This window comes from Bosea sp. (in: a-proteobacteria) (assembly GCF_023953965.1).
In the GTDB taxonomy this organism is placed as follows: domain Bacteria; phylum Pseudomonadota; class Alphaproteobacteria; order Rhizobiales; family Beijerinckiaceae; genus Allobosea.
On record NZ_JAMLIX010000001.1, the window covers coordinates 1,349,948 to 1,374,714 of the forward strand.

At 72.7% G+C, this 24,767-nt stretch carries 24 protein-coding genes, 1 tRNA gene and 1 riboswitch; of the genes, 10 read left to right on the top strand and 15 right to left on the bottom strand.

Annotated elements, in window-relative coordinates:
* The first annotated feature begins 21 nt into the window (after positions 1-21).
* The 4 genes from fdhE (at position 22) to M9917_RS06405 (ending at position 4,331) form a co-directional block, all read left to right on the top strand.
* Positions 22-933 carry a formate dehydrogenase accessory protein FdhE gene (fdhE, locus tag M9917_RS06390; RefSeq protein ID WP_297251919.1) on the top strand — a complete coding sequence of 304 codons (912 nt, stop codon included), beginning with the start codon at positions 22-24 and terminating at the stop codon, positions 931-933.
* Entirely contained in the window at positions 933-2,321 is a 1,389-nt protein-coding gene (gene selA / locus M9917_RS06395) for an L-seryl-tRNA(Sec) selenium transferase (RefSeq protein ID WP_297251936.1), read from the top strand. Before fdhE ends, selA begins: the two co-directional genes overlap by 1 nt.
* Positions 2,318-4,231: a selenocysteine-specific translation elongation factor gene (gene selB / locus M9917_RS06400; RefSeq protein ID WP_297251938.1), complete on the top strand. Its 1,914-nt coding sequence runs from the start codon at positions 2,318-2,320 to the stop codon at positions 4,229-4,231. Before selA ends, selB begins: the two co-directional genes overlap by 4 nt.
* 4 nt (positions 4,232-4,235) lie before the next feature.
* Positions 4,236-4,331: transfer RNA gene (locus M9917_RS06405), tRNA-Sec, on the top strand.
* 5 nt (positions 4,332-4,336) lie between these two features.
* Here M9917_RS06405 and selD read toward each other — a convergent pair.
* The 5 genes from selD to cbiE all read right to left on the bottom strand — a co-directional run bounded on the left by selD (position 4,337) and on the right by cbiE (position 9,177).
* Positions 4,337-5,395, bottom strand: a complete 1,059-nt coding sequence (gene selD / locus M9917_RS06410; protein WP_297251940.1) for a selenide, water dikinase SelD — start codon at positions 5,393-5,395, stop codon at positions 4,337-4,339.
* Between the two features lie 62 nt (positions 5,396-5,457).
* The gene (locus M9917_RS06415; RefSeq protein WP_297251942.1) at positions 5,458-6,783 is read right to left on the bottom strand and encodes a cobyrinate a,c-diamide synthase; all 1,326 of its coding nucleotides are present in this window, start codon (positions 6,781-6,783) and stop codon (positions 5,458-5,460) included.
* Positions 6,780-7,544, bottom strand: a complete 765-nt coding sequence (cobM, locus tag M9917_RS06420; RefSeq protein ID WP_297251944.1) for a precorrin-4 C(11)-methyltransferase — start codon at positions 7,542-7,544, stop codon at positions 6,780-6,782. Before cobM ends, M9917_RS06415 begins: the two co-directional genes overlap by 4 nt.
* A complete protein-coding gene (locus M9917_RS06425) occupies positions 7,541-7,933 on the bottom strand; it encodes a cobalamin biosynthesis protein (RefSeq protein WP_297251946.1) in 393 nt (130 codons plus the stop codon). Before M9917_RS06425 ends, cobM begins: the two co-directional genes overlap by 4 nt.
* Positions 7,930-9,177, bottom strand: coding sequence for a precorrin-6y C5,15-methyltransferase (decarboxylating) subunit CbiE (cbiE, locus tag M9917_RS06430; RefSeq protein ID WP_297251948.1), 1,248 nt, complete (start codon positions 9,175-9,177; stop codon positions 7,930-7,932). The genes M9917_RS06425 and cbiE overlap by 4 nt, the downstream gene beginning before the upstream one ends.
* On the opposite strand from cbiE, the gene M9917_RS06435 reads away from it, so the two are divergent.
* Positions 9,176-9,940, top strand: a complete 765-nt coding sequence (locus M9917_RS06435; protein ID WP_297251950.1) for a cobalt-precorrin-6A reductase — start codon at positions 9,176-9,178, stop codon at positions 9,938-9,940. The genes cbiE and M9917_RS06435 overlap by 2 nt on opposite strands.
* Here the strand turns inward: M9917_RS06435 and cobJ are convergent.
* Genes cobJ through M9917_RS06480 form a run of 9 tightly spaced genes read right to left on the bottom strand, consistent with a single transcriptional unit; the run spans position 9,883 to position 19,007 of the window.
* On the bottom strand, positions 9,883-10,674 hold the full coding sequence (gene cobJ / locus M9917_RS06440) for a precorrin-3B C(17)-methyltransferase (protein WP_297251952.1): 792 nt from the start codon (positions 10,672-10,674) through the stop codon (positions 9,883-9,885). The two genes, M9917_RS06435 and cobJ, sit on opposite strands and share 58 nt — an antisense overlap.
* Complete coding sequence (locus M9917_RS06445; RefSeq protein WP_297254749.1) at positions 10,671-11,402, bottom strand: precorrin-2 C(20)-methyltransferase; 732 nt, start codon at positions 11,400-11,402, stop codon at positions 10,671-10,673. The genes cobJ and M9917_RS06445 overlap by 4 nt, the downstream gene beginning before the upstream one ends.
* Before the next feature lie 13 nt (positions 11,403-11,415).
* Positions 11,416-12,048 carry a precorrin-8X methylmutase gene (locus tag M9917_RS06450; RefSeq protein ID WP_297251954.1) on the bottom strand — a complete coding sequence of 211 codons (633 nt, stop codon included), beginning with the start codon at positions 12,046-12,048 and terminating at the stop codon, positions 11,416-11,418.
* Positions 12,045-13,340, bottom strand: coding sequence for a precorrin-3B synthase (gene cobG / locus M9917_RS06455; RefSeq protein WP_297251956.1), 1,296 nt, complete (start codon positions 13,338-13,340; stop codon positions 12,045-12,047). The genes M9917_RS06450 and cobG overlap by 4 nt, the downstream gene beginning before the upstream one ends.
* The gene (cobN, locus tag M9917_RS06460; RefSeq protein ID WP_297251958.1) at positions 13,337-16,627 is read right to left on the bottom strand and encodes a cobaltochelatase subunit CobN; all 3,291 of its coding nucleotides are present in this window, start codon (positions 16,625-16,627) and stop codon (positions 13,337-13,339) included. The genes cobG and cobN overlap by 4 nt, the downstream gene beginning before the upstream one ends.
* Before the next feature lie 9 nt (positions 16,628-16,636).
* Positions 16,637-17,680 (bottom strand): cobalamin biosynthesis protein CobW, encoded by a 1,044-nt coding sequence (gene cobW, locus M9917_RS06465; RefSeq protein ID WP_297251960.1) that lies wholly within the window; start codon positions 17,678-17,680, stop codon positions 16,637-16,639.
* A gap of 4 nt (positions 17,681-17,684) precedes the next feature.
* On the bottom strand, positions 17,685-18,074 hold the full coding sequence (locus tag M9917_RS06470; protein ID WP_297251962.1) for a DUF1636 family protein: 390 nt from the start codon (positions 18,072-18,074) through the stop codon (positions 17,685-17,687).
* 3 nt (positions 18,075-18,077) lie between these two features.
* Positions 18,078-18,818 (bottom strand): CbtA family protein, encoded by a 741-nt coding sequence (locus M9917_RS06475; protein WP_297251964.1) that lies wholly within the window; start codon positions 18,816-18,818, stop codon positions 18,078-18,080.
* 12 nt (positions 18,819-18,830) lie between these two features.
* Complete coding sequence (locus M9917_RS06480) at positions 18,831-19,007, bottom strand: CbtB domain-containing protein (RefSeq protein ID WP_297251966.1); 177 nt, start codon at positions 19,005-19,007, stop codon at positions 18,831-18,833.
* A gap of 36 nt (positions 19,008-19,043) precedes the next feature.
* Positions 19,044-19,227: riboswitch (cobalamin riboswitch) on the bottom strand.
* Positions 19,228-19,304: 77 nt separating this feature from the next.
* On the opposite strand from M9917_RS06480, the gene cobU reads away from it, so the two are divergent.
* Both cobU and cobO read left to right on the top strand, forming a co-directional pair.
* Positions 19,305-19,826: a bifunctional adenosylcobinamide kinase/adenosylcobinamide-phosphate guanylyltransferase gene (cobU, locus tag M9917_RS06485; RefSeq protein WP_297251968.1), complete on the top strand. Its 522-nt coding sequence runs from the start codon at positions 19,305-19,307 to the stop codon at positions 19,824-19,826.
* A gap of 13 nt (positions 19,827-19,839) precedes the next feature.
* Positions 19,840-20,448, top strand: coding sequence for a cob(I)yrinic acid a,c-diamide adenosyltransferase (gene cobO / locus M9917_RS06490; RefSeq protein ID WP_297254751.1), 609 nt, complete (start codon positions 19,840-19,842; stop codon positions 20,446-20,448).
* Positions 20,449-20,451: 3 nt separating this feature from the next.
* Here the strand turns inward: cobO and cbiB are convergent, their stop codons facing one another.
* The gene (cbiB, locus tag M9917_RS06495) at positions 20,452-21,429 is read right to left on the bottom strand and encodes an adenosylcobinamide-phosphate synthase CbiB (protein WP_297251969.1); all 978 of its coding nucleotides are present in this window, start codon (positions 21,427-21,429) and stop codon (positions 20,452-20,454) included.
* On the opposite strand from cbiB, the gene cobD reads away from it, so the two are divergent.
* The 3 genes from cobD (at position 21,428) to M9917_RS06510 (ending at position 24,753) form a co-directional block, all read left to right on the top strand.
* Positions 21,428-22,429 carry a threonine-phosphate decarboxylase CobD gene (gene cobD / locus M9917_RS06500; RefSeq protein WP_297251971.1) on the top strand — a complete coding sequence of 334 codons (1,002 nt, stop codon included), beginning with the start codon at positions 21,428-21,430 and terminating at the stop codon, positions 22,427-22,429. The genes cbiB and cobD overlap by 2 nt on opposite strands.
* A 100-nt stretch (positions 22,430-22,529) precedes the next feature.
* Positions 22,530-23,501 (top strand): D-2-hydroxyacid dehydrogenase, encoded by a 972-nt coding sequence (locus M9917_RS06505; protein WP_297251973.1) that lies wholly within the window; start codon positions 22,530-22,532, stop codon positions 23,499-23,501.
* Positions 23,502-23,520: 19 nt separating this feature from the next.
* Positions 23,521-24,753 (top strand): MFS transporter, encoded by a 1,233-nt coding sequence (locus M9917_RS06510; RefSeq protein WP_297251976.1) that lies wholly within the window; start codon positions 23,521-23,523, stop codon positions 24,751-24,753.
* The last annotated feature ends 14 nt before the right edge of the window (positions 24,754-24,767 follow it).

Below are 24,767 nucleotides of genomic sequence, written 5' to 3' on the forward strand. Positions count from 1 at the left end.
GCCGGTCGGCCCGGAGAAGCCATGTCTGCGACCCTGCAACCCGATCCCTCGCTGATTGGCGGCGTGCCCAGGGCGCGATTCGCCTTCCCGCCCGAGCCGGTCAAGCTGTTCCAGACGCGGGCGCGCCGCTTCGCCTTCCTCGCCGAGACCAGCCGGCTTGCGCCCTATCTCGCCTTTCTCGGCAGGCTGTCGATGCTGCAGGCCAGGCTTTGCGCGACCCTGCCGCCCGTCGAGCCGGTCGCAGCCGATACGCTCCGGCTCGCCGCGGCCGGCGGCATGCCGCCGATCGACCGCGCGCCGCTGGCGGCCGATCCGCTGCTTGCGGCCACGCTGACCGCGCTCTGCGACGGCGCCGGCGAGATCGACATGCCGGAGCCGGCGCGGCTGGCGCTGGAGGCGCTCGGCGCGGCCGGCGAGGACGACCGTCTCTGGCTTTTCGACAACCTGCTGGCCGACGTGATCCCTGAGGACAGCGCCGCCGTGCATCTCTTCGCCGGTGCGGCCGTTCAGGTCCATCTCGCCAGGCTCGCCGCGACGCTCGATCCCGACGCGCTCGTTCCGGTCCGGACCGGTGTCTGCCCGGCTTGCGGCGGGCGCCCCGTCACCTCATCGGTCACCGGCACGATGGGCATCGAGAACCTGCGCTATGCCACCTGCTCCTGCTGCGCCACGCGCTGGAACGAGGTCCGCATCAAATGCCTGTGCTGCGGCTCGACCAAGGCGATCAGCTACCGCTCGGTCGAGACGGTCGACGCCACCGTCAAGGCCGAGGTCTGCTCCGACTGCAATCACTGGGTGAAGATCCTGCGCGAGGAGAAGAACCCGACGCTCGACCCGGTCGCCGACGATGTCGGCAGCCTCGGGCTCGACGCTCTGATGAAGGAAACCGGGGTGGTGCGCGGCGGCGTCAACCTCTATCTCGCGGGCTATTGATGACCCGCCCGGTTCCAGGCTTCCGCGCGCTGCCCTCCGCCGACCAGTTCCTGCTCTCCGAAGCCGGCAGGGGGCTCGCCGCCATCTACGGCCGCGGCCCGACGCTTGCCGCGCTCCGGGCGCGCCTCGACGACGCCCGCGCCGCGATCCGCGCCGGGGAGGACGGGGCAGCCCTCGCCGCCGGTCTGGCCGGGCAGCTCGCCGCCGATCTCGCGGCGGGAAGGCAGAGCAGCTTGCGCCCGGTGCTGAACCTGACCGGCACCGTGCTGCACACCAATCTCGGCCGCGCCGTCCTGGCCGAGGAGGCGATCCGCGCCGCCGCGATCGCCATGGCGAACCCGCTGGCGCTGGAGTTCGACCTCGACGGCGGCGGGCGCGGCCAGCGCGACGACCATCTGCGCGGGCTTCTGTGCGAGCTCACCGGTGCCGAGGACGCCACCGTCGTCAACAACAACGCCGCCGCCGTGCTGATCGCGCTGAACACGCTGGCGGCGGGGCGCGAGGCCATTGTCTCGCGCGGCGAGCTGATCGAGATCGGCGGCGCCTTCCGCATGCCCGACATCATGGCGCGGGCAGGCGCGCGGCTCGTCGAGGTCGGCACGACCAACCGCACCCATCCGCGCGACTATGCCGATGCGATCACGCCCGAGACCGGGGTGATCCTCAAGGTCCATACCTCCAACTACCGCATCGAGGGCTTCACCGCGGAGGTGCGCGCGCCGGAGCTTGCGGCCATCGCCCGCAAGGCCGGCCTGCCGCTGCTCAACGATCTCGGCTCCGGCTCGCTCGCCGACCTGTCGGACCACGGCCTGCGCCGCGAGCCGACCGTCGCCGAGGCGGTGACCGAGGGCGCCGACCTCGTGACCTTCTCCGGCGACAAGCTCCTGGGCGGGCCGCAGGCCGGCTTCATCGTCGGGCGGCGCGATCTGATCGCCGCGATCGACCGCAACCCGATGAAGCGCGCCTTGCGGCTCGACAAGATCCGCATCGCCGCGCTGGAAGCGACCTTGCGGCTCTATCGGGACCCGCAGCGCCTGCCCGAGCGCCTGCCGACGCTGCGCCTGCTGGCGCGCCCGCAGGCCGAGATCCGGGCCCAGGCCGAGCGGCTCGCCGCGCCGGTCGACGCCCTGCTGCGGCCGCATGGCTTTGCGGCCGAAGCCTGCGATTGCGCGAGCCAGGTCGGTTCCGGCGCGCTGCCGACCGACACGATCCCCTCGGCCGGCCTCAGCCTGTCCGGCGCCGGCGGCGATGCGCCCGAGCGGCTGTCGGCGCGGCTCAGGCGCCTGGACAGGCCCGTCGTCGGGCGCATCCATGCCGGCGCGCTGATCCTCGACCTGCGCTGCCTGGAGCGCGACGGCGATCTCACCGACGCGCTGGCCGGCCTATGATCGTCGGGACCGCCGGCCATATCGACCATGGCAAGACGGCGCTGGTGAAGGCGCTGACCGGTGTCGATGCCGACCGGCTGGCCGAGGAGAAGGCGCGCGGCATCACCATCGATCTCGGCTTCGCCTATGCCGATCTCGGCGGCGAGAGCATCGGGTTCGTCGACGTGCCGGGCCATGAGCGGCTGGTCCACACCATGCTGGCGGGCGCGGCCGGCATCGACCTCGCGCTTCTCGTCGTCGCGGCCGATGACGGGGTGATGCCGCAGACGCGCGAGCATCTGGCGATCCTCGACCTGCTGGGCCTGAAGCGCGGCGTCGTGGCGATGACCAAGGTCGACCTGGCCGATGCCGATCGCCGCCTCGCGGTAGAGGCCGAGATCCGCGCCCTGCTCGCCGGCTCCGGCCTCGCTGCTGTGCGGATCGTCCCGGTTTCGGCCCTGACCGGCGAGGGTATCGCCGAACTTTCCGCCCTGCTGCGCGCCGAGGCCGCAGGCGTCGCGCGGCCGGAGCGCGAGCGGCTGTTCCGGCTCGCCGTCGACCGCAGCTTCACGCTCGGCGGGGTCGGGACGGTGGTGACGGGGACGGTGCTCGGCGGCGCGGCGCGCGTCGGCGACCATGTCGTCGTCAGCCCGTCCGGCCTCACGGCCCGGCTGCGTGCCATCCACGCGCAGAACAAGGCGTCGGAGAGCGGCCATGCCGGCCAGCGCTGCGCCCTCAACCTCGCCGGCGAGGGCGTGACCAAGGAGGCGATCGCGCGCGGCGACGTGGTCCTCGACCCTGCCCTGCACGCGCCGACCGTGCGCATCGATGCAAGGCTTGATGTGCTGGCCGGCGAGCCGAAGCCGATCGGCACATGGTTCCCGGCGCGGCTGCATGCCCATGCCGTCGAGGCCGGGGCCCGCATCGTGCCGCTCGGGCCGGCGATCGGGCCCGGTGAGACCGGGCTGGTCCAGCTCGTGCTCGACCGGCCGATCGCGGCTGCCGTCGGCGACCGCTTCATCCTGCGCGACGTATCGGCCTCGCGCACCATCGGCGGCGGCCGCTTCCTCGATCTGCGCGCGCCGGCGCGCCGGCGCGGCACGCCGGAGCGGCTCGCGCTGCTTAAGGCCGCCGGCAGCCCCGATCCGGTCGCGGCGTTGCGGGGCCAGCTCGCGGTCGGGCCGGTGGAGCTTGCGGCCTTCCTGCGCGACCGCTGCCTGCCGGCGGCGGGGGAGGCCGCGCTTTGCCGCGAGGCCGGGGCCGAGCGGCTCGCCGGCTGGGCGGTCGGCGTCGGGCAGATGCGGGGCCTGCGGCAGGCGCTTCTCACCAGGCTCGGGGAGTTCCACGCCGATAATCCCGACCTCGCCGGGCTCGGGCGCGAGAAGCTCAGGCTCGGGCTGACGCCACGCCTGCCGGGCGCCGCCTTCCTCGCGCTGCTGCGGCAGGAGGCGGAGGCCGGGCGCATCGCGCTCGACGGCGCCTTCCTGCGCCTGCCCGGCCATGCGGTTCAGCTGACGCCGCAGGACCAGGCGCTGTTCGATCGCATCCATCCCCGCCTGTTGGGGGAAACGCGCTTCCGGCCGCCGCGCGTGCGCGATTTCGCCACGGCGCTCGGCGTCGACGAGAAGATCGTGCGGCGGGTGTTGAAGCTCGCGCAAAAGCTCGGGCTGACCGACCAGATCGCGCATGATCATTTCTTCGCGCGCGAGGTGACGCGCGAGATGGCGGGCATCATCCTCGCCATCGCGGCGCAGGCCGAGGATGGCTGGTTCACCGCGCCCGCCTTCCGCGACCGCGTCGAGAACGGCCGCAAGGTCGCGATCGAGATCCTCGATTTCTTCGACCGCCTCGGCGTGACCTTGCGCCGCGGCGACCTGCGCCGCATAAACCCGCATCGCATCGACCTGTTCGTCGATCCGGGCGCCGGCTGAACGCGGAAGGGAATCGTCCCCGGTGGGGCGGCCGGACTTCAAATCCGGTTGGGGCAGCGAGCCTGTCCCGGGTGGGTTCGACTCCCATTCCCTTCCGCCATCCAGCTACATGATCTCCAGCGTTCCATCGCCCTCGACCGCCGATCCGACGATGGCGGCGTCCGCGAAGCCGTGGCGGCGGAAGCAGGCGAGCACGGCCTCGGTGCTGTCCGGCGCGCAGGCGACCAGGAGGCCGCCGCTGGTCTGGGGGTCGGTCAGCAGCGCCTGCTCGTCCGCTCCGGCGCGTCCGAGCGCAACGCGTTCGCCATAGCTCGCCCAGTTCCGCGCAGAAGCGCCGGTGACATGGCCCTCGCCGATCAGCTGCCTTGCCTCCGCGAGCGCCGGCAGAGACGCAAGCGCGATACGGATCGCGCAGCCCGAGCCGCGCGCCATCTCCAGCGCATGGCCGGCGAGGCCGAAGCCGGTCACGTCGGTCATGGCATGGACGCCGGGAAGGCGGGCGAGCTCCGGCCCCGGCGTGTTGAGGCGCGTCGTGGTGGCGATCATCGCGGCGTAGGCCTCCGGCGACAGCGCGCCCTTCTTCAGCGCGGCCGAATAGACGCCGACGCCGAGCGGCTTGCCGAGGATCAGCCTGTCGCCGACCTCAGCGCCGGAATTGCGCTTCAGCGCGGCCGGATTCACCAGCCCGATGGCGACGAGCCCGTAGATCGCCTCGACGGAATCGATCGTGTGGCCGCCGGCGACCGGAATGCCGGCCGCCTTGCAGGCCTCGATGCCGCCGTCGAGGATCCGTCCGATCGTCGTCGTCGAGATCCGGTTGATCGGCATGCCGACGATCGCCAGCGCGAAAAGCGGCGTGCCGCCCATGGCATAGACGTCGCTGATGGCGTTGGTCGCGGCGATGCGGCCGAAATCGCGGGGGTCGTCGACGATCGGCATGAAGAAATCGGTGGTCGCGACGACCGCCTGCCGGTCGTTCAGCCGGTAGACCGCGGCATCGTCCGCCGTCTCCGTCCCGACCAGGAGCTCCGGCGGCACCGGCAGCGCCGTCGCATTGCGCAGGATGGCTTCCAGGACGCCGGGCGCGATCTTGCAGCCGCAGCCGCCGCCATGGGAGAGCGAGGTCAACCGGGGTTCGGGACCTTCGACCGAATGGGACGTCATCTGTCTTCACGCTCCTGAGCCGTCAGCCTGCTTATGACATGCACCGGGCTTTTTGGCACGATTCAGGCGCTCGCGACCGCGATGGCGTGGAAGAACGAGCCCGTCACCCGCCCGCGCCGGCTGCCGGCCGGGGCTGGTGCCGCGCCATGCGCATCGGTCACCACCGCGAAGGGCGGGTCCGCCCCTTGCGCGGCGATGCTGGCATAGTGGAACTCGTGCCCGGTCAGCACCGTGCCGGCCGGGCCGAGCGGCCCGTCGGCCTCCAGCACGGCGCGGCGATAGCCGAGATTCATCTTGCGTTTGGCGAAGGAGGTCTCGACCGAGAGCAGCCCCGCCATGGCGTGGGCGACGCCATCGGCGTCGGTCAGGCGCTGCCCGAGAACCATGTAGCCGCCGCATTCGCCATGCACCGGCCGGGACTGCGCGAAGGCGCGCAGGCCCGTCAGGAAGCGCCCGGCCGCCGCGATCGTGCCCGCATGCAGCTCGGGATAGCCGCCCGGCAGCCAGCAGGCGTCGCAATCCTCGGGCGGGGGCTCGTCCTTCAGCGGCGAGAACGGCACCAGGGTGGCGCCGGCGGCGCGCCATCCCGCCTCGACATGCGGGTAGACGAAGGAGAAGGCCGCGTCGCGGGCGATGGCGATCCGCCGTGCGGGAGGCGGCAGGGGCGGGGCATCGCCGCCGGCAGCGGCCGGAAGCTGCGTCTCGCCAGCCGCAGCGATGACCGCGTCGAGATCGACGGCGGCGGCGACGGCCTCGGCCAGGGCATCGAGCCGCGCGTGGAGATCGGCGGTCTCACCCGCCTGGACCAGCCCGAGATGGCGCTCGGGCAGGATCAGGCTCGCCTCGCGCGGCAGCGCGCCGAGGACGGGCAGGGCGATCCGCTCCATGCCCTGCCGCACCAGCCGCTCGTGGCGGGCGCTGGCGACCTTGTTGAGGATCACGCCGGCGATGCGGATGCGCGGATCGTAGGCCCTGCAGCCGAGCGCGACCGCCGCCGCCGATTGCGCCTGCCCGGAGACATCGATGACGAGGAGGGCCGGCCAGCCCGTCGCCGCGGCGATGTCGGCGCTGGCGCCGGTATGGCCGATTTCGCCCGGCACGGCGTCGAACAGCCCCATCGAGCCTTCCGCGACGACGATGTCGGCGGCACGGGCCGCCTCGCCGGCGATCCGCGCGATGAGCCCGTCCGACATCGCATAGCTGTCGAGATTGGCGCTCGGCGCTCCCGTCGCGGCGGCGTGGAAGGCCGGGTCGATATAGTCCGGCCCGCATTTCAGCCCGCGCACGGTGAGCCCGCGCCGGGTGAGCGCCCGTTGCAGCCCGAGCGTGACCGTGGTCTTGCCGGAGCCCGAGCGCGGCGCGGCGACGAGAAGCCCGCGCGCGCTCATCGGCCACCGCGCGGCCGGAAGCGGCGGTCGTAGTCGATGGCATAGAGCGCGCTCTCGCCGAAATCCGTGGCCGCCAGCGCCGGCCCGACCAGGATCAGCGCCGTCCGCTCCAGCGCGCTTTCCCGCACCTGCGCGGCGATCGTCGCGAGCGTGCCTTGCAGGATGGTCTCGTCCGGCCATGTCGCGCGGAACACCACCGCGACCGGGCAATCCACGCCGTAGAACGGCGTCAGCTCCGCCACGACCTGCTCGACGACATGGATCGAAAGGTGGATGGCGAGCGTCGCGCCCGACGCCGCGAAGGTCGCGAGCCTCTCCTTCTCCGGCATGGCCGAGGCGCGGCCGGAGGTGCGCGTCAGCACCAGCGATTGCGCCACGCCCGGCAAGGTGAGCTCGCGCTTCAGCGCGGCGGCGGCGGCGGCGAAGGCCGGCACGCCCGGCGTCACCGTGTAGGGAATGGCGAGCCGGTCGAGCCGGCGCATCTGCTCTCCGCAGGCGCTCCAGATCGAGAGGTCGCCGGAATGCAGCCGCGCCACCTCCTGCCCGGCGCGATGCGCCGTTTCCATCTCGGCGACGATCGCGTCGAGATCGAGCGGGGCGGTGTCGACGATGCGCGCGCCCGGCGGGCACCAGCCGAGCATGGCGCCGGGAATCAGCGACCCGGCATAGAGGCAGACCGGGCAGGCGGCGATGAGATCGCGACCGCGCAGCGTGATGAGATCGGGCGCGCCGGGGCCGGCGCCGATGAAATGGACGGTCATGCGACGCTCCGCGCCAGCGCGCAGGTTACGCGCCCGCTCGCGATGCGCGGCTGCAGCAGCCTGCCGCCCGGCCCGGCGGCGGCGAGTGCGGCGGCTTCCGCCACCGAGCCGACGCCGTAGAGCGCGGCGATCCGGGTCGAGCGGGTGGCGCAGGCAGCCTCGAAGCCCTTCAGCGCCTCGTCGGGGACGGCGACGATCCCGGCCGCGCGTGCGGCCGCCGCCGCGACGATGCCGGCCTCGCCGGCGCGGCTCGCCAGCGTCGCGAAAAGCGGCGTCGCCTCGCCGGCGATCCCGGCGCCTGCCAGCGCCGCGTCGAGGCAGGCGAGGATGTCGGCGGCGCCGGTGCCGGGCCTGATGCCGATGCCGGCGACGAGGCGGCCGGCGCTCAAGGCTTCTCGACCCGCCATTGCGTCACCGGCATCGCCGGGCGCCAGCCATGCTTGCCGCCGACGGGGGCGAGGCGGTCGATCGCAATCCGCCGCAGCGAGCCGCCATGCGCGGCATGGAGCGCGGCGAGCTTCGCCTCGCCCTCGATGGTGACGACGTTTGCGACGAGCCGCCCGCCCGGCTTCAGCGCCGCCCAGGCGGCCTCGAACAGCCCTTCCCCGGTCAATCCGCCGCCGATGAAGATGGCGTCCGGCGCCGCGCGCCCGACGAAGCCGGCCGGCGCTTCGCCTGCGACCTCGACGGTAAGCCCGCCGAGCTCGAGCTTGTTGCGGGCGATCCGCTCGGCGCGTTCCGGCTTCGCCTCGAAGGCGACGGCCCGGTTGCGCGGATGGCGCTGGCACCATTCGACGGCGACGGAACCGGAGCCGGCGCCGACATCCCAGAGCGTTTCGCCGCCGCGCGGCGCCAGCGCCGAAAGGGTGACGGCGCGGATCTCCGACTTGGTGATCTGCCCGTCATGGGCGAACCACTCCTCGTCGAGCCCCGGCGCCAGCGGCAGGATACGGGAATCGCGGTTCGCCGCGACCTCGACCGCGATCAGGTTGAGCGGCACCACGTCGTCGAGCGCGAAGGCGTCGGCGCGCGTTTCGCGGATGCGCTCCTGCGGCCCGCCCAGCGCCTCGAGCACGGTGATACGGCTCGTGCCGAGGCCGCGCGCGGTCATCAATTCCGCGACGGCGCGCGGCGTGGTCTCGTCCCAGGACAAAGCGAGGATGCGCGCCCCGGGCTGGAGATGCGGCACGATCCGGTAGAGTGTGCGCCCGTGCAGCGAGACGAGCGCGCAGTCCTCCTGCGGCCAGCGCATCCGCGTGCAGGCCATCGCGAAGGAGGAGATCTGCGGGATGACCCGCATCTCGTCGGCCGCAATCGCCCGGCTCAGGCTGTTGCCGATGCCGTAATGGAACGGGTCGCTGGTCGCGAGCACGCAGATCTTGCGGCCGCGCTCCTTCAGGATCTGCGGCAGGGCATTGCGGAAGGGCTGCGGCCAGGGGCGCAGTTCGCCCGGAACGGCCCCGACCAGCGCGATATGGCGCTCGCCGCCGAAGACGATCTCGGCCTCGTTCAGAGCCGCGAGCGCCTCGCGGCTCAAGCCCGCGGGGCCGTCCTCGCCGAGGCCGACAAGCGTGAGCCAGGGGCCATCCTGCCGGCTCGACAGCGCATCCGATTCACGCAACAGTGTCGTCATGACGGTCCTCATCCTTGGCGGAACGAGCGAGGCGGTCGCGCTCGATCAACTCCTCGCCGAGCAGGCGCCGGATATCCGCGCCATTATCTCGCTGGCGGGGCATACCGTCGATCCCCGTCCGACGAATCTGCCGGTACGGGTCGGCGGCTTCGGCGGCGTCGAGGGCTTGCGGCGCTACCTGGTCGAGGAAGGCATCGTCGCCGTGATCGACGCGACCCATCCCTTCGCCGCGGTGATGCCGTTCAACGCCGAGCATGCCTGCAAGGCGGAGGGCGTGCCGCTCTTGGCAATCCGCCGCGCCTCCTGGAAGCCGCGCGCCGGCGACCGCTGGACATCGGTGCCGGACATCGAGGCGGCGGTCAGGGCGCTGGGCGAGACGCCGCGGCGCGTCTTCCTCACCGTCGGCCGGCTCGAACTGCCGGCCTTCGCGGATGCCCCGCAGCATCGCTATCTCGTGCGCGCCATCGAGCCGATCGGCGACCGGCTGCCCGTGCCGCATGTCGACGTCATCCTGGCGCGCGGCCCCTTCGACGCCGACGAGGAGGAGAAGCTGATGCGCCGCGAGGGCGTCGAGATCCTGGTCAGCAAGAATTCCGGCGGGCCGGCGACGGTCGGCAAGCTTACGGCGGCGCGCCGGCTTACCCTGCCGGTGGTGATGGTCGAGCGCCCGCCGAAGCCCGATGTCGAGACCGTCGAGCATATCGATCAGGTCCTGCCCTGGCTGGTGGCGCAGGGGCTCTTCGCCACCGAGCGCGGCGTGTAGACGTAAGACTCTCCACCCTCGCGCGCGATCAGCCGCGTCGAGGAAGCGCCGATCATCACCAGCGTCGCCATGTCGGCCGTGCCTGCGGCGGCCGTCGCCTCGCCCAGCGTCAGCACGCGCAGGCTTTCGTCCGGCCGCCCGATCGCGCGGGCGAAGAGAACCGGCGTATCCGCTTCGCGATGCTTCGCCGCCAGCTCCAGCGCCTCGCCGAGCTGCCAGGGCCTGGCCTTCGAGATCGGATTGTAGAGGCAGATCACGAAATCGGCGGCGAGCGCCGCTGCAAGCCGCGCCGTCACCACCTCCCAGGGCTTCAAATTGTCCGAGAGCGAGATCGCGCAGAAATCGCCGCCGAGCGGGGCGCCGGCCCGCGCCGCCGCCGCCAGCATCGCGGTGATGCCGGGCTCGACCGAAATCGGAATCGCGTGCCATTCCGCCGGCCCGGCCTCCAGCGCCTCGAACACCGCCGCCGCCATGGCGAAGACGCCGGGATCGCCGCCCGAGACCACCGCGACCTTGCGGCCTTCCGCCGCCAGCCGCAGCGCGTGGGCGGCGCGCTCGACCTCGACGCGGTTGTCGGAAGCGTGCTTTACCCGCCCCTCCCGTTCGGGCAGCCGTTCGAGATAGGGGCCGTAGCCGACGAGATCGGTCGCGGCGTCGAGCGCGGCCTGCGCGGCCGGGGTGATCCAGTCCGGCGTGCCGGGGCCGAGGCCGACGATGGTGAGCGCGCCGGTCACAGCCGGCGTCCCTCGCCGGGCACCAGCACCATGGCGAAATAGGGCGCCTCGTCGTCGGCCTTGTCGGCGAGCCGCGTCACCACCTGCCGTGCCATCGTCGCCCGCTCGACATAGATCGCCCGGCCCAAGAGCCCGGCCGTCACGAGCGCGCGGCGCACCTTCGGCAGGTTGCGGCCGAGCTTCATGATCACGGCGGCGTCGGTGTCGGCGAGCCGGCGCGCAAGCTCCGCCTCCGGCAGCGTGCCGGGGAGAACGGTCATGACGTCGTCGCCCCAGGTGATCGGCGCGCCCGCCTCGCCCCAGGCGCCGGTCATGCCGGTGACACCGGGCACGACCTCGGTCGGGAAGCGCGGCGAGAGCCGCCGCCACAGATGCATGAAGGAGCCGTAGAAGAACGGATCGCCGTCGCAGAGCACGGCGAGCACCCGGCCGGCCCGCATCTCCGCCGCGAGGCGCTCGGCCGCTTCCTCGTAGAAGGCGGCGATCGGCCCGTCGTAGTCCGGCTCGCCGACATTCGCCTCGGTCGTGACCGGGAAGGCGAGCGCGATTTCGCGGGCCGGATCGTGCGCGATGATCGCATCGGCGGTCGTGCGGGCATTGCCGCGCCGGCCGCGCTTGCAGAAATGCACCAGCCGGTCGGCCGAGAGGATGATCTCGCGGGCGCGCAGGGTCATCAGGTCCGGGGCGCCGGGCCCAAGGCCGACGCCGTAGAGCTGGGTCTCGTCCATCCCGCCCACGGCGCTATTCCCTGTCCTGCGCCAGCGCATTGACGGCCGCCGCCGCCATGGCCGAGCCGCCGCGCCGGCCATGGACGGCGAGGAAGGGGACCCGTCCGTCCTTCGCCAGAGCCGCCTTCGATTCCGCCGCGCCGACGAAGCCGACGGGGATGCCGATCACCGCGGCGGGCCTTGGCGCGCCTTGATCGAGCATTTCGAGCAGGCGGAACAGCGAGGTCGGCGCGTTGCCGATCACGACGAGGGAGCCGGCGAGACGCGGCTTCCACAATTCCATCGCGGCGGCGGAGCGGGTGGTGCCCATCCGCGCCGCCAGCGCCGCGACCTCGGGGTCGTCCAGCGTGCAGATGACCTCGTTGCCGGCCGGCAGGCGGGCGCGCGTCACGCCGTTGGCGACCATCTTGGCATCGCACAGGATCGGCGCGCCGGCCTTGAGCGCGGCCTCGGCGGCCTCGGTGAAATCCGCCGACATCTCGACGTCCCCGGGCAGGTCGGTCATGCCGCAGGCATGGATCATCCGCACCACGACCCGCTCGGCCGCGCCGCTGAAGCGGGCGAGATCGGCCTCGGCCCGGATGATCGCGAAGGAGCGCCCGTAGATCGCCGCCCCGTCGCGGATGTAGTCGTATGCCTTGCTCAAGCGCGCGATTCCGTCGGATGCGCGGCCTCGGTCAGCCGCGCGTAAAACTCGTGTCCGGGCTGCAATCGCGCCACGATGGCGGAAAGGTCAAGCGTCGCGATGGGTTCGTCCCGCGCCGTGCCGCCGCAGACCACGTCGTAGCGCCCCGCCCGGCCGACCAGGGTGAGATCGGCCGCGGCCGGATGGGCGCAGGCCTTGACGCAGCCGGAGACGTGGAACGTCGCGCCCCGCGCGATGAGATCGGCCGCCGCGCCCGCGAGCGCGGCCGCATCCGCCATCGCCGGTGTCTCGGCGCGGGAGCAGGCGGGGCTGCCGGTACAGGCCTGCACGGACAGGCGCGGCTCGTCGTCGCGCGTGACCAGCCCGAGCTCGCCCGCCAGAGCCAGCAGCCTCTCTGCCTGCGCAAGGCCGAGATCGCGGAAGGCGAGCCCCCGCCATGGCGAAAACCGGACTTCGGCCCCCGCTTCGGCATGAGCGCCGAGCCGGTCGAGCGTCGCCGCATCGCAGCGGCCGAAAGGCAGGCCGATCAGCGCCGCGAAACGGTTTCCTTCCAGCGCGAACAGCCCGGCGCGCCGGGGCGGCGGGCGCGGCGCGGGGGCGCTCGCCTCGGGGAGGGTGGTGAGGCCCGCCAGGGCGTCCGGCGGCAGGTCGCGCAGGCGGCGGATCCGCTCGGGCGCGTCGCGGCGCAGCGCGGAGAAACCGCGCAGGATGGCTTCGACAGCCGGGGCGGCCTCGCTTTCGTCGAGCGGGCCGCGCCAGAGGCGATCCGCCAGGCAGAGGATGACGCGGCCGGCATCGGTGCCGAAAAGCCTGATATCGCCGGTGAAGCCATCGAGCGATTGCAGGCGGCAATCGTCGACGACGATGCCGAACTTGGCCGGCAGGCCGGGGATGGTCCGGGCGGCTCTCTCGATCCGCTCGGCCAGGAGGATGGTATCGATCGGAGCGCCGCCGTCATGCCGGGGCGGGCTCGCCAGCGGCGAGAGCAAGGTCAGCCGCTGCGGCCCCTCGCCCTCGTGCTCGTCGACGAGATGCTCGGCCAGCAGGCTGGCCACCAGCTTCGGGTGGCTTGCGGCCGTAACCCCCCGCAGCTGCAGATTGGCGCGAGCCGAGATCTCGATCAGCCCGTTGCCGTGATCGGCCGCCAGTGCCGCGATCCGCCGCAGTTGCGCCGAGGTCAGCCTCGCGCCGGGCGGATGCAGCCTGACCAGCCAGCCGTCGCCCGTCTCCATCGGCTTCAGCGTGCCCGGGCACCAGCCGCGCCGCAGCGCTTCCTTCGGTGGGTGGCTCATTCTGCCGTCTCCCGTGCCAGGAAGGCGCCGACCGAGTTGCGCCGGCTGGTCCACAGGCCCCGCCGTGCGGCTTCATCCAGCCGTGCGCGGATCGCGGCGGCGGCCGGCGCATTGGCCGCCTCGAGCGTGGACCAGACCGCCGGATCGGCGCAATAGGCCTGGAAGACCGCGTCGAACAGCCCGTCCGCGACGGCGTCCGTGCCGGCCGCGAAGACGAAGAGCGTATCGACCGCCTCCGCGAGCTCCGCCGCGCCGCGCCAGCCATGGGCGAGCTGGGCGGCGATCCAGCGCGGATGCGTCAGCCGGCCATGGACGATGCGGGCGATGTCCTCAGCCAGGGTGCGCGCCTTCGGGGTCTCGGGATTGGCGCTGTCGAGGCTGTAGAGCGCGGGATCGGCGCCGAGCGCGCTCGCCGCCGCGGCGAGCCCGCCGATGACGTCGGCGGCGCTGCTCGCCTCGAGGATGTCGCGCCCTGGCGTGTCGCTGACATGGATGAAGGCGTCGGACGCGCGGATGCGCGCGGCGAAGCCGGCGTCGCTCGCGGCCGCGCCCTCCGGCCCGCCATAGGCGTGGTCGGAAGCTGCGAGATAGGCGGCGCCCAGCTCCGCGCGCCGGGTCCAGTCGCCGTCGAGCGCGCGGTCGGCCATCGCGGCGCCATAGCGGCCGGGCGCGGCGCCGAAGATGCGCGCGCCATCTTCGCCGCGCCGGCGGGCGGCGGCCGGCTCGTTCTCGTCATCCGGCTCGTCCAGCGCGGCAACCGCCCGCGCCGCCTGGTCGATCAGCGCGATCTGGCCGGGGAAGGTGTCGCGGAAGGTGCCGGAGATGCGCAGCGTCACGTCGAGACGCGGGAAGGAGAGCTTCGGCTGCGGGATGATCGCGAAGCCGGTGACGCGGGTCGAGGCGTCGTCCCAGAGCGGCGCGACGCCCATCAGCGCGAGCGCATGCGCGATATCCTCCCCGCCGGAGCGCAATGTCGGCGAGGCCCAGAGGTCCATGACGATCCGGCGCGGATAATCGCCATGCTCCTGGAGATGGCGGAAGACCACCGCCTGCGCCGCCAGCGCCCCCAGCCGGGCGGCGGCGCGCGTCGGAATCGCGCGCGGATCGAGCGTCGAGAGGTTGCGCCCGGTGGGCAGCACGTCCGGCCGGCCGCGATGCGGCGAGCCGGCCGGGCCCGGCGCCACGAAGCGCCCGTCGAGGGCGGCGATGAGGTTTTCGCATTCGTTCCGGGCGGAAGCGGGATCGGCCTCGGAGCGGCCGAAGACGTGCAGGCCTTCGCGGAAGGGCAGTTCGGCGATGTCGCAGAGATGGGCGTCGAGCCGCGTCAGCGCCTCGTTCATCGCCATCTCCGGCGCGACGCCGCAGGCGGCCGCGAGCCCGCTTTCGGCGGCGCGGGCGCGGATCTCGCCGGCGACGATCTCGGCCCGGCGCGGATCGAGCACCTGCGCCTGCGAGAACTCCTCGACGAGGTCGCGCAGCAGCGCGGTTTCGCCGGCCGCTTCCGTCTCAGCGAGCGGCGGCGGCAGATGGCCGAGCGTCACGGCGCAGAGCCGCCGCTTGGCCGGGGCCGCCTCGCCGGGATCGTCGACGACATAAGGATAGACCACCGGCAGCCCACCGACCGCGAGGCGCGGCCAGCAGGCGGCGGAGAGCGCCACCGCCTTGCCCGGCAGCCATTCCGTCGTGCCATGCGTGCCGAGATGGATCAGCGCGTCGATCGCCTCGCTTTGGCTGAGCGCACGATAGAAGGCGAGATAGCCGTGTGCCGGCGGGGCGTCGGGGTCGTGATAGCGCGCCTTGCGGTCGGGCGTGGCGTCGCGGGCCGGTTGCAGCGCGACGGTGAGCCGGCCGTAGCGCACGGCCCGGAAGCGAAAGGCGCCGTCGCGGCAGGCCGGATCGGCCTCAGGGGCGCCATGGGCGGCGAGGAGAGCGTCGCGGGCTGCGGCGGGGATGGCGGCGAGCCAGTCGCGATAGGCCGATAGCGGGATCGTGAGATCGGCGGGTCCGGCGGTGAGGGCCGTCATCAGGACAGCCCCGCCCGGACGGGCTTCGCCGACCGCGTAGCCCGCTCCCGCCAGCAGGTCGCGGATCGCCGCGACGCTCGCCGGCGTGTCGAGCCCGACCGCGAAGCCGGCCCGGCCGCCGCGCGCGGGATAATCCGACATCACCAGCGCGAGCCTTCGCCCGGCCGCGGGCTTCCGCGCCAGCGCGATCCAGCCGGCCGCGAGATCGGCCAGCGCGGCGATGCCTTCCGCATCGGGCACCAGCCGGCGGATGGCGAGATCAGTTTCCTCGGCCTTGAAAGCCACCGGAATCGCGCCGATGCGCCCGTCGAATTCCGGCAGCGCCACCTGCATGGCGAGATCGGCGGCGGAGAGGCCGCGCGGCGAGGCGTCCCAGGCTTCGCGCGGGCTGCCGACGGGGATGGCCTGCAGGATCGGGCAATCGGCGCCGTCGAGCACGAAATCGCCGCCCTCGCGAGCCGAGAAGGCGGTGGTGGCGACGATCAGCGCCGGCTTGCGGGTCGCGATCAGCGCGGCGAGTTCCGCCGTGACGATGGGGTCCTTCAGGCTGGTCAGCGCCAGCGGAAGGGCGGCGAGGCCGCGGGCGGCAAGGGCAGCGGCGATGGCGTCGGCCATGGCCGTATCGCCCGCCGCGACGCCGGAGCGGTAGAGCAGGAGCGGGACAAGCGGCCTGTCCGGCAGGGCGGCGAGGGCTTCGTGCCAGGGCTGGGCCGCGCCGTCGCGGCCGAGCGCGAAGAAGGCCGGGAGCGGAACGGGCGCGAGATCGCGAGTGTCCCGCGGAGCCTCGAGATAGCCTGCGATCCGCCGCAGCAGCCGGTGCATGTTCTGCGCTCCGCCTCCGGCCCGGAAATAGGCCGTGAGGGCGGCCGTGAACGCCGCCGGCACCGTCGCATGCTCGCTGAGCCGCGGATCGTCGCGCTCGTCGCCCGGCAGGATCGCGAGCGGGATGCCGCGCGCGCGGCAGGCGGCGCTAAGCTGCTCGACGCCGTAGCGCCAGTAGTCGAGCCCGCCGAGGCAGCGCAGCAGCACGAAGCGGCACCGCGCCGCCGTCTTCTCGATCAGGAGATCGACCGAGAGCGGATGCTTCAGCCGCCTGAGCGGGGCGAGCCTCAGCGAGAGCGCGCCGGCGCTACCGGCCGCCGCCAGCGCCGAGAGGTCGCTGTCGCTGAAGGAGAGGACCAGCACGTCTCCCGGCGGCAGGGCGAGATCGACGGCGTCCTCGCCGTCGTCCAGCCTGATCTCGCTGGTCGGGAGAAGATGCATCGCGCGATGTCACGCCCCCGTCAGCGCCGCTTCCACGGCTTTCAGGTCGAAGCCCTTGAGGCCGATCACGGTGAGGCGCCCGTCGCGCGCCTCGTCCGCGCCCCAGGGCCGGTCGAAATGATGACTGAGGCGCCGGCCGACGCCCTGCACGACGAGCCGCATCGGCTTGCCCGGTACGGCGGCAAAGCCCTTCAGGCGCAGCACGCCCTCGGCTTCCGCCGCCCTGGCGACGCGCGCCGACAGCTCTTCCGGCGAGAGACCCGCCGGCAGCGGCAGGGCGACGGAGTCGAAATCGTCATGGTCGTGGTCGTGCCCGCCCTCGCCATGATGCGAGGGGCGGGCGGCGAGATCGCTCTCGACGGCGGCGGCGAGGCCCAGGATCAGCGCCGGCTCGACCCTGCCATGGGCGGTCTCGACGATCTTGATCGCCTTCGGCAGATGCTCCGCGATCTCGGCCTTGACCCTGGCCCGGCCGGCTGCGTCGACGAGGTCGCTCTTGTTGAGCAGGATCAGGTCCGCGCAGAGGATCTGGTCCTCGAACACTTCCTCCAAAGGGTTGTCGTGCTCCACGGAGGTATCGGCCGCCTTCTGCGCGGCGAGGGCGGCGGGATCGTCGGCGAACTGGCCCTCGGCCACCGCCGGGCCGTCGACCACGGCGATGACGCCGTCGACCGTGACCCGCGAGCGGATCGCCGGCCAGTTGAAGGCCTGCACCAGCGGCTTCGGCAAAGCGAGGCCGGAGGTCTCGATCAGGATGTGCCGGGGCGGATTCGGGCGGTCGAGCAGCTTCTCCAGCGCCGGCACGAAATCATCGGCGACGGTGCAGCAGATGCAGCCGTTCGGCAGCTCGACCACGTCGTCCTCGGTGCAGCCTTCGATGCCGCAGCCGGCGAGGAAGGAGCCGTCGAAGCCGAGATCGCCGAACTCGTTGACGAGCACGGCGAGCTTCCTGCCCCCGGCATTCTCGAGGAGATGGCGCACCAGCGTTGTCTTTCCGGCGCCGAGGAAGCCGGTGACGATGGTGCAGGGGGTCTTTTCGAGCGGAGCGGTCATGATGTCATCCTTGCCGGCGCGCCGGCAGCGGCGGCACGCGCGCGACCACGCCCTTGCGGAAGGACTGCGGCCGCTCTTTCCAGGGAACGATGCCGTTGGCGCTGGCGGCATAAGCCTCCGCCGCGCCGACGATCTCGTCGAGATGGGTGTCGGTGTCGAGGTCGCCGATCAGATAGGTCCATTTGCCGTCGGCGCTGAGCGCGATGGTGCAGGGCCGCTTGCAGACGGCGAGGCATTCGACGGGCAGCACGGGAATCGTGCTGCCCCTGGCGGAAAGCCGCGCGGCGAGCGCCTCCGCGAGCGCGAGCCCCGGCTGGTCGTAACCCTCCGGCAAATCGGCGCGGGCGCGGCGGCAGGCCGTGCAGACATGGATGGCGAGGTCGCCCCCGGGCATGGCTCAGGCTGCTTCGGCGCGCCGGCTCAGCCAGGGCCAGAGCGTGCCGACCGCGAAGGCGGTGACGAGCCAGAGCGCGGCCTGGATGCCGAGCGAGAGCGAGGTGAAATGCGCGGCGAGCTCCGCCGGCACCTTGCTCTCCGGCGCAGGCGCGTGCGGCGCGCCGACGATGTGCGGCGCGAGGATCGCCGCGATCGCGATGAGCCTGAGCCAGGGTGCGTCGAAGCGCAGGAACAGGAAGAGCCCGATTGCCGTGGCGATCACGGTCGCGAGCCACCAGAGCTGGCGTTCCTGCAAGGCGGCGGAAGCCGCCCCCGGCAGCTCGGGCGCCAGCCCCATGCCCGGCGCGAGGCCGAAGGCGAGGAAGCCGCAGGCGCCCCAGATCAGCGCACGGCGCGGATCGATGGCGTCGCCCGCCGCGAGCATGCCGGCGATGAGCAGCGCCGCGAAGCCGATTCCCGTGCCGATCGTCGCGAGGCTGGTGAAGACGAGGCGCGAGAGGCCGTCCTCAGGCTTCCATTCGTCGGGCTCCGCGCCCCCGGCGTGATCGGTCCCGCCATGGGCGAGGATGATCCGCGCGCCGTCCGTGAAGGCGGCCTGCGCCGGCGCGGGCGCGGCGAAGGCGGTTTCGTAGGTTTCCGCCTTCAGGATGAGCGGGGTGGTGGTGACATGCTGGAGAGCGGCGACGATGAGCCCAGCCAGAAGCCCGGCCAGGATGCTGACCGCAAGAATGCGCGTGACCATGGATCGCTTGCCTCAGTGGCAGGGAAAGGCGAGGCCGTGGCGGGTGTCGTGCGCGGCGTTGTGCACGTTGGTCGAGGCCGCGAAGCCGGTCGTATAGACCAGCGCGATGCCGACGATCAGCGCGGCGGCGACGGCCTTGACGCGTTCCGAGACGCTGAGTCCGGTAGTGGAAACCGAAGCGGTGCTCATGGTGCTCTCCGTGGCCGCCCCGCCGGCAGCCGGTTGGATTTCTGCGGGTCGACGGCAGGTCTCCTGGCTCGCGGGCTCGATGTCCCCACCGCCTTCCCGGAGCAGCGCTCCAGTGGCCGATGGCGGGGAACACCCGCTTACAGTTGCGGGGGCAGCCGCGGTTTTCCACCGCGTTCCCTTTTCACCTCCTCGCGGAGGCACCGTCACCGGGATCATTAGCCTTCCGCGGGCCGCTGTGCAATGGAGGAAAGCTCCGCTCGCGGCCGGGAATGAGCGCGAGGGAAAGCCGGGCCACCGATGCAGCCGTCTCCGATCCCAGATCTCACCCTCGTGCTCGGCGGCGCCCGCTCGGGCAAGAGCCGCCATGCCGAGGCGCTGATCGAGGCGCTGCCGGCGCCCTGGACCTATATCGCCACGGCGCAAGCCCATGATTCGGAGATGGCCCGGCGCATCGCAGAGCACCGGGCGCGCCGCCCCTCGGGCTGGCGCACGATCGATGCCCCGCTCGCGCTGCCCGAGGCGATTACGGGCGCGCCGGCCGGGCGGCCGATCCTGGTCGACTGCCTGACGCTGTGGCTGACCAACCTGATCCTCGCGGAGCGCGATACGGAAGCGGCGCGCGAGGCCCTGATCGGCGCTTGCGAGCGTGTCCGCGCCCCGCTCGTGCTGGTCGGCAACGAGGTGGGCCTCGGCATCGTGCCGGAGAATGTGCTGGCGCGCCGCTTCCGCGACGAGGCCGGGCGGCTGCACCAGGCGCTTGCGGCGCGCGCGGCCAGCGTGGTCTTCATGGTCGCCGGATTGCCGATGCAAGTAAAATGAGATGGGTTAAATGATGACCGATGCCGAGGATGCCGCGCGCCACAAGGCCAGGATGGAGAAGCGCAAGGCGGTGCAGGACGCCGAAGTCGCCTCCAAGACGGTCGAGAAAGGCCTCCTGATCGTCAACACCGGCCCCGGCAAGGGCAAGTCGACGGCGGCCTTCGGCCTGATGCTGCGCGCGCTCGGCCATGGCTGGCGCGTCGGCATGGTGCAGTTCATCAAGGGCGCCTGGTCGACCGGCGAGCGCAAGGCGCTGGAGGCGTTCGGCGATCAGATCCAATGGTACAGCATGGGCGAGGGCTTTACCTGGGAGACGCAGGACAAGGCCCGCGATATCGCCGCCGCCGAGCGCGCCTTCGCCAAGGCGAAGGAGCTGATGGCCGATCCCGCGATCCGGCTCGTGGTGCTCGACGAGCTCAACATCGCGCTGCGCTACGATTACCTGCCGCTCGCCGAGGTGGTGGCGACGCTCTCGCAGCGCCGGCCCGACCTGCATATCGTCGTCACCGGCCGCAACGCCAAGCCGGAGCTGATCGCGGCGGCCGATCTCGTCACCGAGATGACGCTGGTGAAGCACCATTTCGCCGCCGGTGTGAAGGCGCAGCCGGGAATCGAGTTCTGATGGCTAGATCAGCACAGCCACCGCCCCCAGCGCTGCCAGCCCCCGGAGCTGCAGGCAGGCACGCCGATAGAGCCTAAGCGCCCGGCGGATGTCGGCGGCCGTCGCATCGGCCCGGCCGTCGCCCATCCAGTGGTCCTCGACGCGGGTCTCGCCATAGACGCGCGGCCCGGCGAGCCTCAAGCCTAGCGCCCCGGCCATCGCCGCCTCGGGCCAGCCGGCATTGGGCGAGCGGTGCCTGCCGGCGTCGCGCCGCAGCGTGCGCCAGGCGCCGCCGGCATCCGCCGCCGGATCGAGCGCGGCCGAGGCGGTGAGCAGCAGCGCCGCGAGCCGCGAGGCCGGCAGGTTGACGAGGTCGTCGAGGCGGGCGGAAGCCCAGCCGAAGGCGCGATGGCGCGGCGTGCGGTGGCCGATCATCGAATCGGCGGTGTTGACCGCCTTGTAGGCGGCGATGCCGGGAAGCCCGCCGAGCCCCAGCCAGAAGGCGGGCGCGACGATGCCGTCCGAGAAATTCTCGGCCAGGCTCTCGATCGCCGCGCGCGCCACCCCCGCCTCGTCCAGCGTTTGCGGATTGCGCCCGACGATCATCGCGACCGCCCGCCTGCCGCCTTCCAGCCCCTCGCGCTCCAGCCCTTCGGCGACGCGGGCGACATGCTCGTGCAGGCTGCGCTGGGCGATGAGCGTCGCGGCGAGGAGCGCGAGCGGAACGAGGCCGAGCGGCCCGATGGACAGGCACAGGCGCTGGACCGGCGCGGCGACGGCGACGACCGTGGCGATGATGAGGGCGAGCGCCAGCGCGCCTGCCGCCTTGCGCGCGGCGAAGGCGGCGCCGTCGCGGTTGAGTGCCCGGTCGAGCGCGCCGATCAGCCTGCCGATCCAGGTGACGGGATGGCCGATCGCGGCATAGAAGCGTTGCGGATAGCCGAAGGCCGCCTCGAGCGTCAGCGCGATGATGAGCAGCGGCAGGCTGGCGGAGAGGGTCATGCGCGTCGCGGTCGAGGAGGATATCTGGCATGGCGGCGATCTCGCCACGGCCCGCGCGCTCTTTCCGGAGGCGCCGCAGCCCTGGATCGATCTCTCCACCGGGATCAATCCGATCCCCTACCCGCTTCCGGCGCTGCCGTTAAGCCTGTGGACGCGCCTGCCCGGCGCCGACGACGAGGCGGCGCTCGCCGCCGCCGCCCGCGCCGCCTATCGCGTGCCGGACCATGCGGCAATCGTCGCGGCGCCCGGCACGCAGATCCTGATCGAATTGCTGCCGCGCCTCGCGCCGGCCGGCCCCGTCGCCGTGCTCGGCCCGACCTATGCCGAGCACGGCCATGCCTGGCGCAAGGCGGGCTTCGCGGTCGAGGAGGCGGCGGCGGTGCCCGAGGCGGCCGCGACCGTCGTCGTGGTCAACCCCAACAATCCGGACGGGCGGGTCATGCCGCGCGAAGATCTGAAGCGCCTCGCCCGACGCTCGGCCGCCCGTGGCGGCCTCGTCGTCGTCGACGAAGCCTTCGCCGATTTCACGCCCGATCTCAGCATCGTGCCGGAACTGCCGGAGGCGACGATCGTGCTGCGCTCCTTCGGCAAGAGCTATGGCCTGGCGGGCCTGCGGCTCGGCTTCGCCATCGCCGCGCCGGAGCAGGCGGCGAAGCTTACGGCGGCGCTCGGTCCCTGGTCGGTCGCGGGCCCCGCGCTTCATGTCGGCGCGCTGGCCCTGGCGGACCGGCGCTGGCTTGCGGCCGCGGGCGAGGCCCGCGCCGGCGATGCCGCGCGCCTCGACGCGCTCATCGCCCCGCATGGCCGCATCATCGGCGGCACCGGCCTGTTCCGCCTCGTCGAGACGCCGGCCGCGCCGGCGCTGTTTGCCCGCCTCGGCCGCCACGGCATCTATGTGCGCCGCTTCCGGGATGCGCCGCGGCGGCTGCGCTTCGGCCTGCCGGGCGATGCGCGGGCCTGGGCGCGTCTCGGCGCGGCGCTGGCTGCCGATGCGGCCTGAGCATCCCCGCCAGCGTGAGGGGCGCATGCAACGAGAGCGGGGACAGGGACCGGCGTGCCGGCTAACCTCCGCCGAGCGCGCATTCGGGGAGAGCGAGAGCATGGCATTCCTGCCGCCGGAAGGCGACCTGACGATCGGCTTCGCCCACCCCGTCTATGCTTTGCGCGAGCTGTTCCTCGCGCGGGGGCACGGCGCCCGGAGCTTCCAGGTCCGCAGCCTCGACGAGCTGCGCGAGCGCGCGCCGGAAGCGGACGTGCTCGTCGTTTCCGGCCTGTGGCGCAACGAGCTCATGGCGCGTCTGCCGAAGCTGCGTTTCATCCAGTCGGTCAGCGCCGGCACCGACCAGTTCGACAAGGCGGCGATCGCGGCGGCCGGCATCCGCCTCGCCAGCGCCCAGGGGGGCAACGAGCGGGCGGTCGCCGAGCATGCGATCGCGCTGATGCTCGCGCTCGCCCGCCAGATCCATTTCGCCCGCGACAACCAGGCGCGGCAGTACTGGCGCCCGATGATCGGCGACCTGACGGCCCGCGAGGACGAACTCGGCGGCAAGACGCTGGTCGTCGTCGGCCTCGGCCGCATCGGCCTGAGGCTGGCGAAGCTCGCCGCCGCCTTCGACATGCGCGTCGTAGGCGTGCGCCGCAGCGCCGCACCGCAGCCGCATGCCGAGGCGGTGGTCCATCCCGACAAGCTCGCCGAGGCGGTGGCGCAGGCGGATTTCGTCGTGCTGACCTGCCCGCTGACGCCCGAGACGGACGGGCTGATCGATGCCCGCATCCTCGCCGCGATGAAACCCTCCGCCTTCCTGGTCAATGTCGCGCGCGGCCGCGTCGTCGACGAGGTGGCCCTGATCGATGCGCTCGGCAACAGCGGCATCGCCGGCGCCGGGCTCGACTGCTTCCACGAGGAGCCGCTGCCGGCGGCCTCGCCCTTCTGGCGGATGCCGCAGGTCATCGTCACGCCGCACAGCGCCGGCGAGACGCGCGCCTATGAAGGCCGGGTGATCGATATCCTGCTCGACAATCTGCATCGCCTCGAACACGGGGAAGCGGGCCTGCTGAATCAGATCGTCTGAGCGGGGTCGGACGGCGGCCATGGCTTCGCCCGCATTTTCGCCAGCATTCCTGCGGCCCGGCGGGCCTTCGCTGATCGTGGCGCTCGGCGTCACGCAGACCTTCGGCTACGGCACGCTCTATTACCCCTTCACCGTGCTGGCGCCGCATATCACCGAAACCTTCGGCTGGGCGCCGGAATGGACCTTCGGCGGGCTGGCGGCCGGGCTCCTGCTCGGTGGCGCCGTCGCTCCGCTCACCGGCAGCCTGATCGACCGTTATGGCACGCGGCTCGTGATGACGGTCGGATCGGGAGCCGCCGGGCTCTCCCTGCTGGCGCTGGCGGAGGCGCGCGGCATCGTCAGCTATATCCTGGCGATGGTCGCCCTGCAGGCCGTGACCACCGCCGTCTTCTACGATGCCGCCTTCGCCGCGCTGACGCAGGCGCGCGGCCAGCAGGCGCGCCGCGCGATCAGCCAGATCACCCTGATCGGCGGCTTCGCCTCGACCCTGTTCTGGCCGCTCACCAGCGCCCTGCTCGCGATCCTCGACTGGCGCGGCATCTATCGCCTCTACGGCCTCGCGCAGCTCCTGGTCTGCCTGCCGCTGCATCTGGTCTTCCTGCCGGGGCGGGTGAAGCGGCCGGTCGTCCCGCCGGTCGCGGCTGCCGCCGCCGCGGCGGTGCCGGCGCCCGAGCCGGCCTATCTGACGGGCAAGCGCCGCAGCCGCGCCTTCCTGCTGCTGGCGCTGGCCTTCTCGTTGCAGGGCTTCGCCATTTCGGCCGTGACCATGCATATGCTGGCGCTGTTGCAGGGCTTCGGGCTCGCCGCCACCGCCGCGGTCGCTGTCGGCGCGATAATCGGGCCGGGGCAGGTGGTCGGGCGGCTCGGAGAGATGCTGTTCGGCCGCAGCGTCGAGCCGGTGACGACGGCCTGGTTCTGCGCCTGGCTGATGCCGTTCGGCTTCGCCCTGCTCCTGGTCGGCGGGGATCTGCCGATCGTCGCGGGGCTGTTCGCCGTCGCCTTCGGTGTCAGCATGGGGCTGACCTCGATCGTGCGCGGCACCGTTCCGCTCCAGCTCTTCGGGCCGACGGGCTTCGGCGCCATGCTGGGCAAGCTCGCCGCGCCCGGCCTCGTCACCAGGGCGGCGGCGCCGTTCATCTTCGTCGTCTCGCTGGAGCGGGGCGGCGTCGTGGTCTCGACGCTGCTGCTGATCGCCGTCTCGGCGCTGGCCGCCGTGGCGCTGATGCTGCTGGCGCGCCTGCGCCGCGTCTGAGCCTGCCGCGCCGG